Origin of the sequence: Solemya elarraichensis gill symbiont, assembly GCF_002021095.1 — a bacterium.
Classification (GTDB): domain Bacteria; phylum Pseudomonadota; class Gammaproteobacteria; order Chromatiales; family Chromatiaceae.
The window spans coordinates 1-15,734 of the sequence record NZ_MPRK01000016.1 but is presented as its reverse complement, the minus strand read 5'-3'; the positions used below and the strand labels follow the sequence as shown (position 1 = coordinate 15,734).

General features: G+C 49.0%; 14 protein-coding genes and 1 pseudogene. 3 read left to right on the top strand and 12 right to left on the bottom strand.

From position 1 onward, the window contains the following. Positions 1-184: 184 nt before the first annotated feature. From BOW51_RS01865 to BOW51_RS11560, 12 genes and pseudogenes are all read right to left on the bottom strand, one after another. A complete protein-coding gene (locus tag BOW51_RS01865) occupies positions 185-988 on the bottom strand; it encodes a glycosyltransferase family 25 protein (protein WP_078476168.1) in 804 nt (267 codons plus the stop codon). 30 nt (positions 989-1,018) lie between these two features. Continuing rightward, complete coding sequence (locus BOW51_RS01860) at positions 1,019-2,170, bottom strand: glycosyltransferase family 61 protein (RefSeq protein ID WP_078476167.1); 1,152 nt, start codon at positions 2,168-2,170, stop codon at positions 1,019-1,021. A 32-nt stretch (positions 2,171-2,202) separates the two neighbouring features. Continuing rightward, positions 2,203-3,177, bottom strand: a complete 975-nt coding sequence (locus tag BOW51_RS01855) for a glycosyltransferase (RefSeq protein ID WP_167367212.1) — start codon at positions 3,175-3,177, stop codon at positions 2,203-2,205. Between the two features lie 38 nt (positions 3,178-3,215). After that, positions 3,216-4,343 carry a glycosyltransferase family 4 protein gene (locus tag BOW51_RS01850; protein WP_078476165.1) on the bottom strand — a complete coding sequence of 376 codons (1,128 nt, stop codon included), beginning with the start codon at positions 4,341-4,343 and terminating at the stop codon, positions 3,216-3,218. 33 nt (positions 4,344-4,376) lie between these two features. Then, positions 4,377-5,135, bottom strand: coding sequence for a hypothetical protein (locus tag BOW51_RS01845; RefSeq protein ID WP_078476164.1), 759 nt, complete (start codon positions 5,133-5,135; stop codon positions 4,377-4,379). Between the two features lie 10 nt (positions 5,136-5,145). Beyond that, a complete protein-coding gene (locus BOW51_RS01840; RefSeq protein ID WP_167367211.1) occupies positions 5,146-6,345 on the bottom strand; it encodes an SGNH/GDSL hydrolase family protein in 1,200 nt (399 codons plus the stop codon). Between the two features lie 86 nt (positions 6,346-6,431). Beyond that, on the bottom strand, positions 6,432-6,584 hold the full coding sequence (locus tag BOW51_RS11055; RefSeq protein ID WP_167367210.1) for a DUF5989 family protein: 153 nt from the start codon (positions 6,582-6,584) through the stop codon (positions 6,432-6,434). Beyond that, on the bottom strand, positions 6,584-7,000 hold the full coding sequence (locus BOW51_RS01835) for an SxtJ family membrane protein (RefSeq protein WP_078476162.1): 417 nt from the start codon (positions 6,998-7,000) through the stop codon (positions 6,584-6,586). The genes BOW51_RS11055 and BOW51_RS01835 overlap by 1 nt, the downstream gene beginning before the upstream one ends. Next, entirely contained in the window at positions 7,000-8,841 is a 1,842-nt protein-coding gene (locus BOW51_RS01830) for a carbamoyltransferase family protein (protein ID WP_078476161.1), read from the bottom strand. The genes BOW51_RS01835 and BOW51_RS01830 overlap by 1 nt, the downstream gene beginning before the upstream one ends. A gap of 155 nt (positions 8,842-8,996) precedes the next feature. Beyond that, complete coding sequence (locus tag BOW51_RS01825) at positions 8,997-9,866, bottom strand: phosphoribulokinase (protein ID WP_078476160.1); 870 nt, start codon at positions 9,864-9,866, stop codon at positions 8,997-8,999. 194 nt (positions 9,867-10,060) lie between these two features. Next, positions 10,061-10,342, bottom strand: coding sequence for an STAS domain-containing protein (locus tag BOW51_RS11565; RefSeq protein ID WP_245828351.1), 282 nt, complete (start codon positions 10,340-10,342; stop codon positions 10,061-10,063). Between the two features lie 303 nt (positions 10,343-10,645). After that, positions 10,646-11,625: pseudogene (locus BOW51_RS11560) on the bottom strand (SulP family inorganic anion transporter); the annotation flags it as partial. Positions 11,626-11,894: 269 nt separating this feature from the next. On the opposite strand from BOW51_RS11560, the gene trhP reads away from it, so the two are divergent. The 3 genes from trhP (at position 11,895) to BOW51_RS01805 (ending at position 15,652) form a co-directional block, all read left to right on the top strand. Beyond that, complete coding sequence (trhP, locus tag BOW51_RS01815) at positions 11,895-13,214, top strand: prephenate-dependent tRNA uridine(34) hydroxylase TrhP (RefSeq protein ID WP_135567997.1); 1,320 nt, start codon at positions 11,895-11,897, stop codon at positions 13,212-13,214. Between the two features lie 208 nt (positions 13,215-13,422). Then, positions 13,423-14,673 (top strand): LamG domain-containing protein, encoded by a 1,251-nt coding sequence (locus tag BOW51_RS01810; protein WP_167367209.1) that lies wholly within the window; start codon positions 13,423-13,425, stop codon positions 14,671-14,673. Between the two features lie 67 nt (positions 14,674-14,740). Further along, the gene (locus BOW51_RS01805; RefSeq protein ID WP_078476158.1) at positions 14,741-15,652 is read left to right on the top strand and encodes a LamG domain-containing protein; all 912 of its coding nucleotides are present in this window, start codon (positions 14,741-14,743) and stop codon (positions 15,650-15,652) included. Positions 15,653-15,734: the final 82 nt, after the last annotated feature.

The following is a 15,734-nucleotide window of genomic DNA, read 5'->3' as shown; positions in this document are numbered from 1 at the left end:
TCTTGTTGGCAAGTGCTCGGATTTCTTTTTCGTTCATCGTGCTTATCTCCCGTAGGGGTTAATGATAAGCAGATACACAAACTAATTTACAGTCTCGGTAAAAGGGGCAAAAGTTGACCCGGGTTTACAGCGTCTAAACCCGGATCTATAAAAAAGCTTGTTTATTTAGAGCCTTGAAATCACCTTAAATACTAGCTGAAAAATCAATAATTGTTCGCCTTTGTCCCAGTACAAAGTATCTATATGCCATGGTTGCCAATGATCCGGGAAGGCGGGTAGAGCGGGATACTTCCCTTTTTATTCTCCCATAACGAGAGAGTCGCTGTTTTGATATTCCGGTACGATTGAGCCCTATATCACTTGAAAAGACTTCATTTTTACTGTTGATTTCATCACGTTTGCCTTGGACACATGGTGCGGGATCTATTTGCGAGGTGTTTCCATGCTCGAAAAAACTGGACTTTGGATTAAACAGGATATGATCAATCGCCATGGTGGGTCTTGTTATGCTTTCTAATAACTTTTCTGCATGCTTTCTGGATATGACATACGCGCCGGTTCCCAGGGATCCGGAACAAAGTTTCCTTAAACTGATTCCGTCAAGTGTGTAGTCAGCTTCCCTTTTTACCCAAACTTTCCTTCGGTGGGTTTCAAGGCGTACGATGCCAGTGTGGCCAATAAAAAAATCATCATTATTTAATATTGATTTGAGATTCTGGGAAACAATAACATCGTCTTCAAGAATCAGGCATCGTTGATAATCTGATTGGACTAATGCTTCCCAACACTTGCGATGACTTGAGTAACATGCGTATTCGCAGTCTGAAATATCAGGGGCCTGTTCCGAGGCTATGTTTTTATCCAGTGTGTGGCCATCGACTGCGGGGATGCGAATGAAATCAAGGTCGATTTTATCGAGTTGTGATTGAATGTGTTCCATTCTGTCTTGACGACGGTCAAGATTGATTACAAAAGTTGGCATGTCCATATTAATAACACTCCTTGTTATATTATTTCGTTAAGTTAACGATGATAATGTTGTCCGTAACTTATTTTCCAATCTGCTAGCAGGTAAATGAAAGTGCGAATGCCTGCGTTGTGTTCCTCCAAAAAGATAACTGTAATCCTGTCCCAATGTTCTGGATAGCAGGAAGTAAGTGTCTTTGACGTGATCTTCTGAAAATATTTCTAGGGCACGTGCGCCTGGCGATGAAAAGAGAATGTTTGTCAGCCCTGCTCCATGAATGCCTGCAATATATTGTGCATTATTGAATGTCCTTATCTGCTCTTCAAAGCTTAACTTCCCGGCCAGGATTTTTTTGAAGCCAAATTCTTCAAAAACTGCAGCAATTTCCTGCTCGTTGACGAATCGCCGGTTCTTCGTGTCTTCACGACAGACGTATATTCTATCAGTAGGGGACAGATTATTGTCAATCCCATAGCCTCGCATGAAAGTTGTCTTGAGAAACTTGAGAAAATCCGGGTCCGCCAAGGTTGTCTTGATCGTTTGATAGTAATCCACATGAAACAGGTTTTCTACTTTCCAACGCTCATTGTGAGGGACTTCTACAAATGAGACATTGGGGTAATCATTTGAAATGAAACGATATAAGTCGCGTTGAAACTTGGGAACATCTTCATTTATTAAAACGATAAGTGGTTGTTCAGCAAGTTTAAACAGATTAAGCGCGTAGTACAGTTGAGGCATGCGGTCGATAAGGAAATGGAACAGGTGCCTGTGGCCGCGGTGTGATCCCAGCATATTGAAATACCGTACTTCACCCTTGTTGACAGGGTTTAATATCTCCGGCCTGAAATCATGGTAGTTCACAAATGGACGGCTGCGCATGAAGGAGATCAATGCCTGGTTGTTATCATCGACCAGCGCCCCTGTATTTCCCAGTAGTGTTTTATCGTGAAACTCGATGCATGCAATTTTACGTTTTAACTGCTCCGGCAATTGCCGTGGAAGATAGTTGATGAACTCCCGTTCCTCAGCATTGAAGTTTGTCGCTTGCGTGGACTCGCGCATGTCAGCGGCACCGGCTTCTGCTGCCGGTATGATGCGGTTGTACAAGATGATTTTGCGCTTCAGAGCAGGGATCAGGTTGACTGCCAGGTTACTGATAAACCAGCGAAAATGGCGAATGCTACCTTTTTTAACTGCCATCGGATTTTCTCCACTTCCGTAACCTGGACGGATTAACCTGTGATTGCCTGACTATAAATATTTTCAACGCTTGAAACCATGGCATCCAACGTGAAATGTTGCTCCGCGAATTCAAAGGCAGCGCTTTGTTGCGCACGCCACCCGGACATGTCTGCAAGTTTCTCTTGAAGTCGGCTATGTAATGCACCCGGATTGTCCCTTGTGACAAGATCGTTTTCCGATAACACCTCATTGGCTACTGGTACTTCTGTTGCAACCACGGGCATCCTGAGTAACATCGTCTCTGCAAAGACGTAAGAAAACCCTTCTACCCTTGATGCGATCACCACGCCATCACTGGCTGCAATCAAGTCAGAAATGTCATCGCGAAATCCGGCTAATTTTACCTGCTTGCCAAGATCCAGGTTGTGTATTTTTTCTTCCAGACTTTGCCGCTCGGAACCCTCACCGATAATAACAAGGCTTGCATCAAGGCCTGAGATAGCATCGATCAATATATCAAAACCCTTTGCAGGCACGAGTCTGCCAATACTGACCAGTACCGGGTGGCGGCTGTTCAGGTCGAACAAGTGGGCCAGATTCCTGGATAGATCCCGGGGTTGCGGCAGTTTTATGCCATTGTAAATAACGCTGGTTGAATCAGCAGGCAGGCTTATTGCGACACCTTTACTAACTGCAATCAATCGATCAAAATAACCAAACATTCTGACAGAGCGTTTTTGATTATGTACGGTTGCGATCATGGGGGGCTTTAAGAAAGCTCGAAGTTTCCCGACGATAGCCGCCGCCTTGTTGGCCTGCGCATGAATCACATCACTGCGAGAATTCTTGATTGCATTCCATAATGCATAGAGAAAGAGGGGGTTGTTGCGCCAACGTTTCATGCTAACAGGGAGAAAGAGAACACCATCTGGAATGCGTTCCTGGAAAATTGGATCAGCGATAAGTGTTACGGTATGTCCCCTGTTGGCTAACTCGCTGCAGAGCTCCAGGGTGTGTTTTTCCAAGCCTCCGTCGCCCCGGCTCGCCATTACCTGGCAGATTCTCATATGCCTGTACGTCCCAATAGCTCGCAGCGGTAGTTATCAAGGGTGGCGGTTTGTTTCTGCAGGGAGAACCTATCCTGGGCCCACTCAATTGCTTGTTTCTGCATCTGTGTGCGTAAATGTTCGTCTGTAAGAAGCTTTGAAATTGCATCGACAAGGGCATCTGTGCTGACTTCGCTCAGCATTATTGCGGCATCACCGCAGACTTCGGGCAAAGCACCGTTGCGTGAACTGATGAGAGCACAGCCACAGGCGAGCGCTTCCATCGCGGTCCGCCCGAATCCCTCTGGAATGATTGATGGAACAACAGCAATTTCTGCTGCTTCCAGTGCTTGCATCACTTCCGAATGAGGCAACGAGTTGCGGTATTCGACTTGCTCGCCTAGCGGGGTCAGTGTGTTGATGACCTCATTTTCAAAATCGGTTGATGGCTCCAAGCCACCGAAATGGCGTGCACCAATAAAGATACTGCGCCATTCCGGGTGTTTTGGTAATACGATGGCCAGTGCTTTTGCCAGTTCCAGTGCGCCCTTTTCCGGGACCATCCTGCTTATGAATACAAGTTCTTTGCGTGAGTGCGCCGGTTTGTCTCTGATTTCATCTGCAGGCAATGCGAGTGAAACGACCTTAACCTTGTCTTCGAATCCTTCAGTCCCTTGCAGGAGGCGTTGTTTGAGATAATTACTCACACAATAGACTTGCGCGGCCGCTTGTAATATCTGTTTGCGCTCTGAGGCCTTTTTTGCCCCTTTAATTGTCATTGGGTCGTTGTGAACAAACAGGCAAACCCTGACATTTGGTAACTTTTTTGCAAGGGTAAGGAATACAGAGACGCGATTGTGAATCTCTACAATTGCAGGACTTTTTTTGCGGAGTTCACGAACCAGCAGACGAGCATAGTCTTCTGTACGGCTCCATAACCTCAGGCGTCTTGCCTCAACGGGATGATATGTGATGCCTTTAAAACTCGAGATCTGTGCGCCACCATAGACCTCCCAGTTGCTACGAAATTGACTGCAGGAATGCCAGTCGCGAACATCGATTCCCAATGCACCGGCCTTGTGCTCACCAAAGCTTTCGCGGGGTGGTAATACAGTGGCTATTGCAGGTTTATCTGTCAATGACATAAGCAATTTCTCCTGAAGCAGGAATGGCTGGCCTTATCGCCAATGATCTGCAAGCCAGGGCGATGGCCGGACATGCTTGTAGAGTTTCTTCCAGTTGCTCGAAACGGGCCATTCACCACGTATCGCTTCATTGATATCGGGTTGCCCGGTAAAGGCAATAATTTTTGTCTCTTCCGGCAGCTTTGGAGAAACCAGGAAATTTAGCGGCCACTTGGGTACTAGCGAGTGCTTAAAGCTGAGACACCAGTTGGCAGGGTAGAAGTCAACATCACCAAGTGTCCGGCAGACAAATGTCTGGCTGTTGTGATACAGGTTCATCATTGCCATTGGATCAGGGCGAAAGCGCTCCCACACTTCTGTCAATTCACCGATGCGGTAGCGAAAAACAGACATGTTTCCTATTCCCTGGCCCTTTTGGGTCCAGTTTTCAATCGTAATAAAGCGTGAATCCGGATTGAAATTGAACAGCTTGTCGATCGAGCCAGTGACGACCAGGTCGAGATCCAGGTGCAGGACGGTTCCTTGCAGGTCATTCAACTGTTCTGCGAAGATGAACATGCGTCGAAAAGGATGGGAACGCATCTTTTCCGGCAGATCAAATGGCGGCATGGGCTTGATTTCAATGCCCTCCTGGATGCCATCAGAATCATCGGTAAAGCAGACAAGCCTGAGAGGTCGTTCTGTATTACGTTTAACCATGCCATACAGGCGATTGACATAATCTGACCCGTAGCGCGTGCCCCATTTGAGGCAGATGACGGTTTGAACTGGTGATTCCGTTTGACTGTTCATTTTGTGTGTCTTATTTGGCTTCGATTAATCCGGCATCTTCAAGGTACTTGTAAACATTCTCGGTAGCCAATGAATGTCCGGCTTTATTCCAATGTCTGTCACTGAGATTAAAGAGCGTGCTTCCAACGCCATCGGAGGCGTCTCTGAATTCCGACAGCAGGTTGACATACCTAATACCCAGTTTGTTCGTCAATCTTTCAAGGCGTTGGTAACCTGGCGGGGTGTCCATGCAAGCTTTCTGCTCTCCCGAGGTTTCAGTTGCTATTCGCTCTACCATGCTGTTGTCAACTTCATGCATTGCGGGTACGCTGAAAATTACCAGTTTTGCACCATTCCTCCTGGTCTCTGTATTGAGTCGATCAAGAATTCGTTCAGTTGTTTGCCATGCCTGTGAAAATTCTTCCGGTTCTGAGCAGAAATGAACGCCATAATTCCTCAAGTTTCTCTCTTCGCCGATTTTAATCCTGTTTGCACCTAATTTCAGTTTGGCCTTGCTTTTTTGGAGTTTCAATGCCCTGTTCAGGGCAGAGGTTTGTATGACTTTCTTGAAAAATGATTCTTTCTGCTCACGATATCGTTTCAAGGATGTTTTGTAATCGGCGTAAATAACATTCCATTCAGACTGATTTGTCTGATCAAGATAAGGGCGAGTGGCTTTCATCTTGAATGAGCCCTTCTTCTTGTATGTATCGAAGTGTTGAGCGTTATTTACCAAGTCATTACCAAGGTAGAACCCGACAATAACAATATCCGGCTTGTAAGCCGAGGCATAGTCACGATAAGTTATGTATTCCTGTAATGTTCCATATCCTCCAACGCCAAAATTTATTACTTCTGCGTTGGCATTAAGCTGGTTTAATCGTGTCTCCAGTCTCTTGTGAAAAGAGTCTTTCAGTTCGACTGAATAACCCTCCATGAATGAGTCGCCTAAAACAGCGATGCGTAAGGAGTCGCCAGTTTTTTTCTGAAGTTGGTGCTCTGTATCACGCCAGCCGTCAGAGTTATATCTGACCTGAATGGAAGCCTCCGGGATGTAATTGATAAAGTCTGCACCGGGCTGTAATTTCCAGCCGAGTGTTTCATGAGGGATGCGATAGAAGTATGACGTGCCACTCGAGGGGTAGAATGGACGGAGTGCGAACTCTGCCAGGATGATAGAGATTGTTATACTGAAAACAATAAGCAAGGTATTTGCCAGAAGACGTTTCATTTTTTTATGCATTTATATATTGGACCACTATATCCTGCTGATGCCGGTATTGACTAAGGTTGAATCTAAATGCTGATCTTACCCTGTTAAAACAGGGTGTAGATAAATGGTGCTATAGCAGAACCTTGCGAGAGAACAATTAAGGTGCCGAGTAACAGCATGACTATGATTATTGGAGCAAGCCAGAATTTCTTCCTCTCTTTCATGAATCCCCAAAGGTCTTTGAGTAAATCAAGCATTAGTATGGCCGCTCCACGTGGTTTCGTTTTGGACAAGCATGTATCGTCCTGTAGCTCTCAAGGTCTTTATCTATCTTTCTTGCCATGGGATCTTTTCCCAGTAATCTCATGATGAAACCGGCAGGCAGAAACATCAGATAAAACATGATTCCCAGAATGATTCGCGTATTGATAAACCCAAGTACATTGCCAAAAGCCATCCATGCACGATAAACAGGGGCAAGGGTTGCAGGCAGCACGATCGCCCATAGCCACAGAACAGCCGTGATGATCCATGGCCAGGTGGGAATGTCATTCTCAAATACCCAAGGCAAGAACAGACCAAACAACACGGCCACTATTGCGCCGGTTATCAGGCCGAATTGACGTAACTCTTTTTTGTTCAGTTCTTTAATGTCAGATTTCATGGCTTTCATCAGTCCAGTTCAAACTCCTGTTTCCAGGATTCATCCTTCTCCTGCAGGGGCTGATCGGTCTTGGCTAATAATATATTCTCCATGACCAAATAGTCCATTTCAGTACGCATAAAACAGCGATATGCATCTTCGGGCGTATTGACGATGGGCTCTCCTCTGACGTTGAACGAGGTGTTGATCAGTATCGGACAGTCAGTCAGTTGCTCGAATTGGTCAATTAGATCGTAAAAGCGTGCATTGGTATCCTTATGAATGGTCTGTATCCTTGCGGAGTAATCCACATGGGTAACAGCCGGTATTTCGGAACGGGGGATATTCAGTTTGTCGACTCCGAACATCTGTTCCTGCTGTTCCGTCATTGGCAACTGCTTCTCTTTTTTGACCGGCGCGACAAGCAGCATGTAGGGGCTTCTACGGTCTAGTTCAAACCATTCAGATACACGCTCCGCTTTAATTGCCGGGGCAAATGGGCGAAACGATTCGCGATACTTGATTTTAAGGTTCATCACTGATTGCATTTTCGGACTACGAGGGTCGCCAATGATAGAACGTCCTCCGAGGGCCCGCGGCCCGAATTCCATATGCCCGTTGAACCAGCCGATGACATTTTCGCTATCCAGCAATTTTGCCAGTTGCGGCATTAACTCACTGTCTTCAATCTGCTTATAGACCGCATCAGTATTGTCGAGAAAATTGGTAATCTCTGTGTTGCTGAAACGTTTTCCAAGGTAGGAGCCACGCATTTTGTCACTGCTATTGTCAGCTTCACGAGGTTTATCAAGGTAGCTGTACCAGACGCTCATTGCAGCGCCCAGCGCACCACCGGCATCTCCTGCAGCCGGTTGAATCCAGATGTCCTTGAACGGACCCTCTCTTAATATTCGGCCATTCGCAACACAGTTTAGTGCGACACCACCTGCCATGCAGAGGTAATCAACATCAAGTTCCTTCTTTACTGTTCGTGCCAGACGCAGCACGATTTCCTCTGTTACTGCCTGGATCGACCGGGCAATATCCATCTCCTTTTGGGTTAGTTCGGACTCTGGTTTTCGAGGCTTTCCACCAAATAGTTTATGGAGCTTTTCACCAGTCATGGTGAGACCAGTTGCATAGTTGAAGTAGCTCATATCGAGCCGGAAGGTCCCGTCATCTTTCAGGTCCAGAAGGTGATCAAGAATCAGGTCGACGTACTTTGGCTCGCCGTATGGGGCCAACCCCATGAGTTTGTATTCGCCGGAATTAACTTTGAATCCAGCGTAATAAGTGAAAGCGGAATAGAGCAGTCCAAGACTATGCGGGAAATCGATCTCCCATTGAGGTGTCAGTGTATTGCCGTCTCCCAGCCATACAGAGGTTGTTGCCCATTCACCGACGCCGTCAAGACAAAGAACAGCGCTTTTTTCGAAGGGACTTGGGTAAAAGGCTGATGCTGCATGCGATTCATGGTGAGCGGTGAATAACAGCGAAGGAAGTTCATTAATATCAATGTTCCCAATCGCAGAGAGTTCCCGTTTCAGCGTTGTTTTCAAAAACAGCTTCTCTTTCAGCCATATTGGCATTGCTGCCACAAAGGAGCGGAATCCTCTTGGAGCGTAGGAGAGGTAGGTTTCAAGCAATCGCTCAAATTTTATCAGGGGTTTGTCGTAAAAAACGACGTGGTCGACCTGGCTGATCGATATGCCGGCCTCTTTAAGGCAATAAGAAATTGCATTTCCGGGGAATCTGGCATCATGCTTTTTTCGAGTGAAGCGTTCTTCCTGCGCAGCAGCGATTATCGTCCCGTCTGAAATCAGGGCGGCAGCACTGTCATGATAGTAGGCAGAAATGCCGAGAATATGCATGGGCACGTATTGGATCCGTGTGTGAAGATGAATCTGGAATAATGGCCGTCATTGTATGAAATAACCTATTAGATTCATAGTGAAAAGAGTACGCCGGCATTTACGAAAAAAGCGGCCAGATGGCCGCTTTTTTGATTTGAGTCCCAGGTGCTGTATCAGCGTGCCTGGTCCATCATGCGCTCGATGATAGGGCCGAGGATGATTTCCATGGCGAATCCCATCTTGCCACCAGGCACCACGATGGTGTTACGGCGAGACATGAATGAATTCGGAATCATTGACTGCAAGTAGGCAAAATCGGTACCGAACTTCTTCGGGTCAGCGAAGCGGATAACAACGAAGCTCTCATCCGGAGTCGGGATGTCACGTGCGATGAAAGGGTTCGAGGTATCGACCGTTGCAACACGCTGGAAGTTGATGTCAGTACGCGAGAACTGCGGTGTGATGTGGTTGATGTAGTCCGGCATGCGACGCAGGATGGTATCAACAATCGCTTCCGCAGAGTAACCACGCTCTGCGTTATCACGGAAGATCTTCTGGATCCACTCCAGGTTAACGACAGGTACGACGCCAATACCGAGGTCGACGTGCTGTGCAACGTCATCGTCACCTGCAACTGCGAGACCGTGCAGGCCTTCGTAGAAGAGCAGGTCGGTACCGCCGGGAATCTCTTCCCACGGAGTGAATTCACCTGCCTGCTTGTCAACACCAAGACGTGCATTGTGCTCAGCCGCCTCATCAGGAGAGTGGAGGTAGTAGCGTTTCTCGCCTGAGCCTGTTTCACCGTAGGTTTCGAAAAGCTCGGCGAGTTTGTCAAAGCGGTTTGCTTCCGGGCCAAAATGGCTCATTCCGCCAGCCATTTTCTCTTTCATCTCCATGCGGTCGTAGCGGTGGTAGCTGTCACCTTCTACGATAGCCGGGGTGATACCCTCGCGCTGGAAGATGTGTTCGAAAGCGCGTTTAACGGTTGTCGTGCCGGCACCGGATGAACCTGTGATAGCAACCACTGGATTTTTCTGTGACATTACCTACTCCTGTATTTCTTATCTTTTAATATAAATTCATGGAAAAAGCTGATGGGATAGCACTGTGCTTGCTATCCCATCGACTCTTGCATCATTTGAACGCAATTGAATATATCATAATACTCTAACGCATTCTTTTTGCGACGCACCAATATAAACTGTTTATGAATTCAATAAGATAGCTGATTAAAGGGCTATTCAGGAGGCTCAGCAAGCAGTTGTTTCGCAGCTCGAAGCGCATCAAGACGTCTGTCGAGCAGGTGCTCTGCCGCCACGGCGTCAACGACGCCCTGCTTTTTCATCATGCCGTAGACCTGTTCCCGGGCACCGACCAGAAACACCTCGCGATTCTGCTCAAGGGCATCGTGCACCATGTCATAGAGTGCACGCGTGGCCGTGAAGTCGATTTGCGGCACATCAGTCAGCTCAAGAACCAGTACGTCGTACTGGTCGTACTGAGCCAGTTGACGCGCCATTCCCTTGGCTGCTCCGAAACTCATCGGTCCGCCAAGGTGAAACAGCAGGATTCGTCCGTCACTCTGACTGAATATCTCCTCTTCCTCGCTGGACAGCGGCGAGTCCTCGTCTATCTCTCGAATCGTCTTGATGCTCTCCAGCTGCAGATCGGTCATGCGCTTTATGAAGACCATGCCAGCCATTGTCATGCCCACCGCAACCGCAATGATCAGGTCAATAAAAACAGTCATGGCAAGTACGGTGAGCATCATGGCGACACCGGCCTTGGGTGCCGTGTGCATGCGTTTGAGATAGTCCCAGTCGATGATATCCGTCCCCACCTTGATCAAAATCCTGGCAAGTACGGCGTGCGGAATACTGCTTGCGAGTGCGCCGGCACCCAGCACGATGGTGAGAAGAACAACCGCATGCAGTGCACCTGAAATTGGAGTCTGCCCACCGGCCTTGACGTTGACCACGGTACGCATGGTTGCGCCGGCCCCCGGCAAACCGCCAAAGAAACCGGCAACCGTGTTGCCGATACCCTGGCCGATCAGTTCACGGTCGGACTTATGATAAGTGCGGGTGATATTGTCAGCCACGAGTGATGTCAGCAGCGAGTCGATTGAACCCAGCGCGGCAAGCGTCAGTGCCGACTGAATCATCATCGGTAGCAGCGAGAGTTCAAAAGTCGGCATCTGCGGGTCGGGCAACCCGGTTGGGATTTCACCGAGAACAGATGCGTCACCACCCGACATGAACACTATGTAGACCAGTGTGCCAATAAACAACGCCACCAGGGGCGATGGAATAATCCTGTTTAGCCTGCCCGGCATCAGGTAAACAACCGCCAGGGTCACCAGGCCGATAATCACAGCATCACTGACAAGAGTGTTGAAAGCAGCGGGAATGGCATTGGCCGAAGCCATGGGACCGGGCTGGGCCGGAAAACCGAGCAGGGGAGGTAGCTGCAGCAAAATAATAATGACGCCAATACCACTCATAAAACCGGATACCACCGGGTGCGGTACCAGTTCGATGAACTTGCCGATTTTTAAAACACCAAACAGAATCTGGAACAGGCCACCCATGATCACCACGGTAAAGGCAAGCGCCGCACCATGAGCGGGATTTTCCGGAAACATGCCCGTGTACCGCATGAAAATAGCAGCCATCACCACCGTCATCGGTCCGGTCGGCCCGGATACCTGAGCCGGAGTGCCGCCAAACAATGCTGCAAAAAACCGACAATGATCGCGCCGTACATCCCCGCAATAGGGCCGACACCGGAAGAGACACCCATCGCCAGTGCCACCGGCAGTGCAACGACCGCAGCTGTAATGCCGCCGTAGATGTCGCCTTTGATGTTCTTGAAGTGGAGGCCGTTGACCAGATTCATCGCATGTTCCTGAAAAGCGAGGTATTGTTCTGCAGGACTGAAAATCCTACCATGTTTACAGGGTTTTAAGTGCTGTACTCCGTAAAAGGCGTAGCAAATCCGGAAAGCTCAATAACTACATCCCACATGGTTTTCATCCTGATTTTTCCGCCGCCAATCAGTACAATACGCGCATGAAAGCTCCTGAACTACTGGCTCCTGCGGGAACCCTGAGAAACATGCGCTACGCCTACGCTTATGGCGCGGATGCCGTCTATGCCGGCATGCCGCGCTACAGCCTGCGCGTGCGCAACAACGATTTCCTCGAAGAGAACCTGCGCACCGGTATCGATGAAGCGCATCAACAGGGCAAGCAGTTCTTTGTTGCCACCAATACAATGCCGCACGGGGCCAAACTCAAAACCTTTATCGACGATATTCGTCCGGTTATCGAAATGCAGCCGGATGCACTCATCATGGCTGATCCCGGTCTCATCATGCTGGTACGCGAAAACTGGCCCGATATGCCGGTGCACCTGTCTGTACAGGCCAACACGGTTAATTCGGCGGGAGTCAAATTCTGGCAGTCAGTCGGTCTTAGTCGCGTCATCCTGTCGCGCGAGTTATCACTCGACGAGGTCGAGGCGATCCGCCAGGCGTGCCCCGACATGGAGATCGAAGTCTTCGTTCACGGCGCACTCTGTATCGCCTACTCGGGCCGCTGCCTGCTGTCAGGTTATTTTAATCATCGAGATGCCAACCAGGGTACATGCACTAACGCGTGCCGCTGGGAGTACAAGCTCGGTGATGGCGAACAGATCATGCAGGCGATGCAGGAACCGACAGCTTTTCCTGCAGAGGCGATCAAGCGTCATCCCGCAGCTGACGAAATATACTATATAGAAGAGAAGAACCGCCCCGGCGAATTGATGCCCGTGTTCGAGGACGAGCAGGGCACCTACATCATGAACTCCAAGGACCTGCGCGCCGTCGAACACGTGCAGCGCCTTGTCGAGATCGGTGTCGACTGCCTCAAGATCGAGGGGCGCACCAAGTCGCACTACTACACTGCAAGAACTACACAGGTCTACCGCCAGGCGATCGACGATGCGGTTGCAGGCAGGCCATTCCGCCCCGAACTGCTGGACGATCTTGAGGGTCTCGCCAACCGCGGTTACACAGACGGCTTTTTCCAACGTCACGAAACCAACGAGATGCAAAACTACCGTGCGGGCATCTCAAAGAGCATGCAGCAGCAGTTTGTTGCAGAAGTTGTCCCGGAACAGGAGAGTGGCTCGGGCATGATTGAAGTGCTGGCGAAAAACAAGTTTCGCAAGGGTGATGAAGTTGAACTGCTCACTCCTGAACATAACCACCGTTTTCGTCTCGATTATATTGAGGATCTCAACGGCAACCCAATGGACGAAGTGCCGGGTGGCGGTTACCAGGTGCGTATCAAGACATCTGTTGAAAATGCCGACATGGGACTGCTGACGCGCTACCTCCAGTCATAACGCTAACACTCTCCACTTAGCAGGGTTGCCAGACCAATCCAGCTGCGGTTTGTGTCCAGGCCAGTCTGAAATCACCATCCTGAAACAAGCTTGTACACCTTGATAATTAAACCAAAAAGACTGAAGCTATATTTATGTATAGGTATAGTAATTGGCCTGTATCAGGCCAGTTGAGTCTACTTGATGTTTTTCCGCCGGGGGTATGGAGGTGAAGAAGACCTCATGCCGCCCTTCATGCTGGCGGCTTCTCTTTTTCTGCCTGTTCCCTGCAATTGCGCTTGGCCAGTCGAATGTTCTCGATTATGACGGGACAAATGACTACCTTCTGGCTCCCGGGGGTGATGGTTCCGCGTTTGATTTCGGCACTTCTGATTTCACCATCGAGGTCTGGATCAAGTCGACTGCAACAGGGATTTCGCAGGGCTTGGTGACGAGCCGGTTTACTGATGTGAATGAAGGGGATCGTTATATCTTCTATATCGACACAGGCGACAAGGTCGGCTTTTTTATCAGTCTCGGCAATAACAATAATGATGTTGGTTCGATTCTTTCAACAACGGATGTGGCTGATGGTACATGGCACCACGTCGCTGCTGTTCGCAAGGATATACGCACAATCGAGTTATATGTTAATGGGTACATGGAAGACAGCGCCACGATTTCCGGCTCTACGGCGACAGGTGTGGATATCAACCAGGGTGTGACTATTGGCAGTGGCTATTATCCAACCCCATCATCGCCCAGTGACTATTTTACAGGCCAGATGGACGAGCTGCGCTTTTGGTCCAAAGCCAAAACACTGACAGAAATGCGTGCGCAAGACGATATCGAACTGACTGGCAGCGAGACAGACCTTGCGGCCTACTACAATTTCAACCAGGGCGTTGCCGGCGGAAACAATACAAGCATCACAGAAGTCACAGGCCAGACAGCCTCCGTGGACGCGACCATCTATAATTTTTCCCTGACCGGCAGCACTGCCAACTTTGTTGCTGAAACCCCAAGGCCAACGACGGTGGCCGTGATTGGCAGCGTGGATATCAGAAGTGTCTCCGTGGATCAACTGCTCACAGACCTTGATGCAAGTGCCATAGCTATGCTCATCACTTCCTTTGGCGATGATAAAGCACCGGATGAGACTGGCCCGCCTGCTTCACTTGCTGTACTGCGAAATCTGCTCGATGCAGATGGCGATGGGCAAGTGGCAGTCATTCACTGGACAACGCTTGAGGAGCAGGGAACCGTTGGGTTCTTTATTGACCGCCGTGAGCCGGGAAGTGAGGAGTGGATACGGGTCAACCGGAAGCTGTTACCTGGCCTTATCGACGCCCCGCTCGGCGGAGAATATTTCTACGCGGATCCGGGGGCCTTACCCGGCATTGGCTATTACTACAGGCTGACCGAGCAGGAGGCGTGGGGCAGTACCCGGGAGTATGCTCCATATCAATTACGCTATTGACCAGTCAACTCTCTAGGCATTAGTATCTTCATACTAATGGAATCAAGTTCAGGAAGAACACGTTAACATGCCGCGTCTATCTACTAGGAAGCATAGTTATCTCCATAGTGAGCAGTCAGCATCACTCGGCAGCAAAGAGGCTTTCCGAGTAAGTGCAATTTTTCATCACTGGCGCTTCAGGCTGTTACTCATTGTCCTGATTTTTCCCGCGTTTCAATCCGCCCACTCAAATGCACTGGATTTTGACGGAACAAACGACTACCTGGAAGTCGCATACGCTGATGGTAATGCCTATGATTTTGGCTTCAGCCTGTTTACGGTCGAATTCTGGATCAGGCCCGAATCGGATACATCTAACGACAATCCTCTCCTGGCGGTCATCTCAAGCACACTTGATGGTCTTCTAATCTCGTCGAATACGACCAATGGTATCAGCGTCGAGGTTCGACTCGGCCTGGGCGCAGGTGATGTAGCCACTTTGGCTTATGCTACCGATCTGGCAGATGGACACTGGCACCATGTCGCTGTAGTACGTGACACTGGCAATGCGTTCAGGCTCTATGTCGACGGAGATCTTAAGGATAGTGATACCCTCAGCCCCAGTGATACCTCAATTGACATAGTGGACTATCCTGCACGTATTGGTGTCAGCACTCACCCGGGTACTGGCGCACTGGGGAGTGTTTATTATGAAGGGCGGCTTGATGAGCTGAGGGTCTGGTGGGAGGCCAGGACGCAGACCGAGATACAAAATAACATGTATGGCCGCTTAAGCGGCGTCGAATCAAACCTGGAAGTCTATTACAACTTCAATCAGGGTGTCGCCAACGAGCCAAATGTTATATCAACAGTGTTAGATTCGGCCACTTTCCGATTGTCCGAGCATGCCTCGATAGAAAATTTTGCAATGGCCAATACCTTTTCCAACTTCGTTGAAGAGTCGCAATTTCTCAGTACCAACTCCCAAGCGTGTCTTTGATCTCGTGATGTAAAACGGGACATCCAAGTCTCCCTTTTACACTCGATCTTCGACAGCCTTTATTGCCCCGGACGCCCTGCGT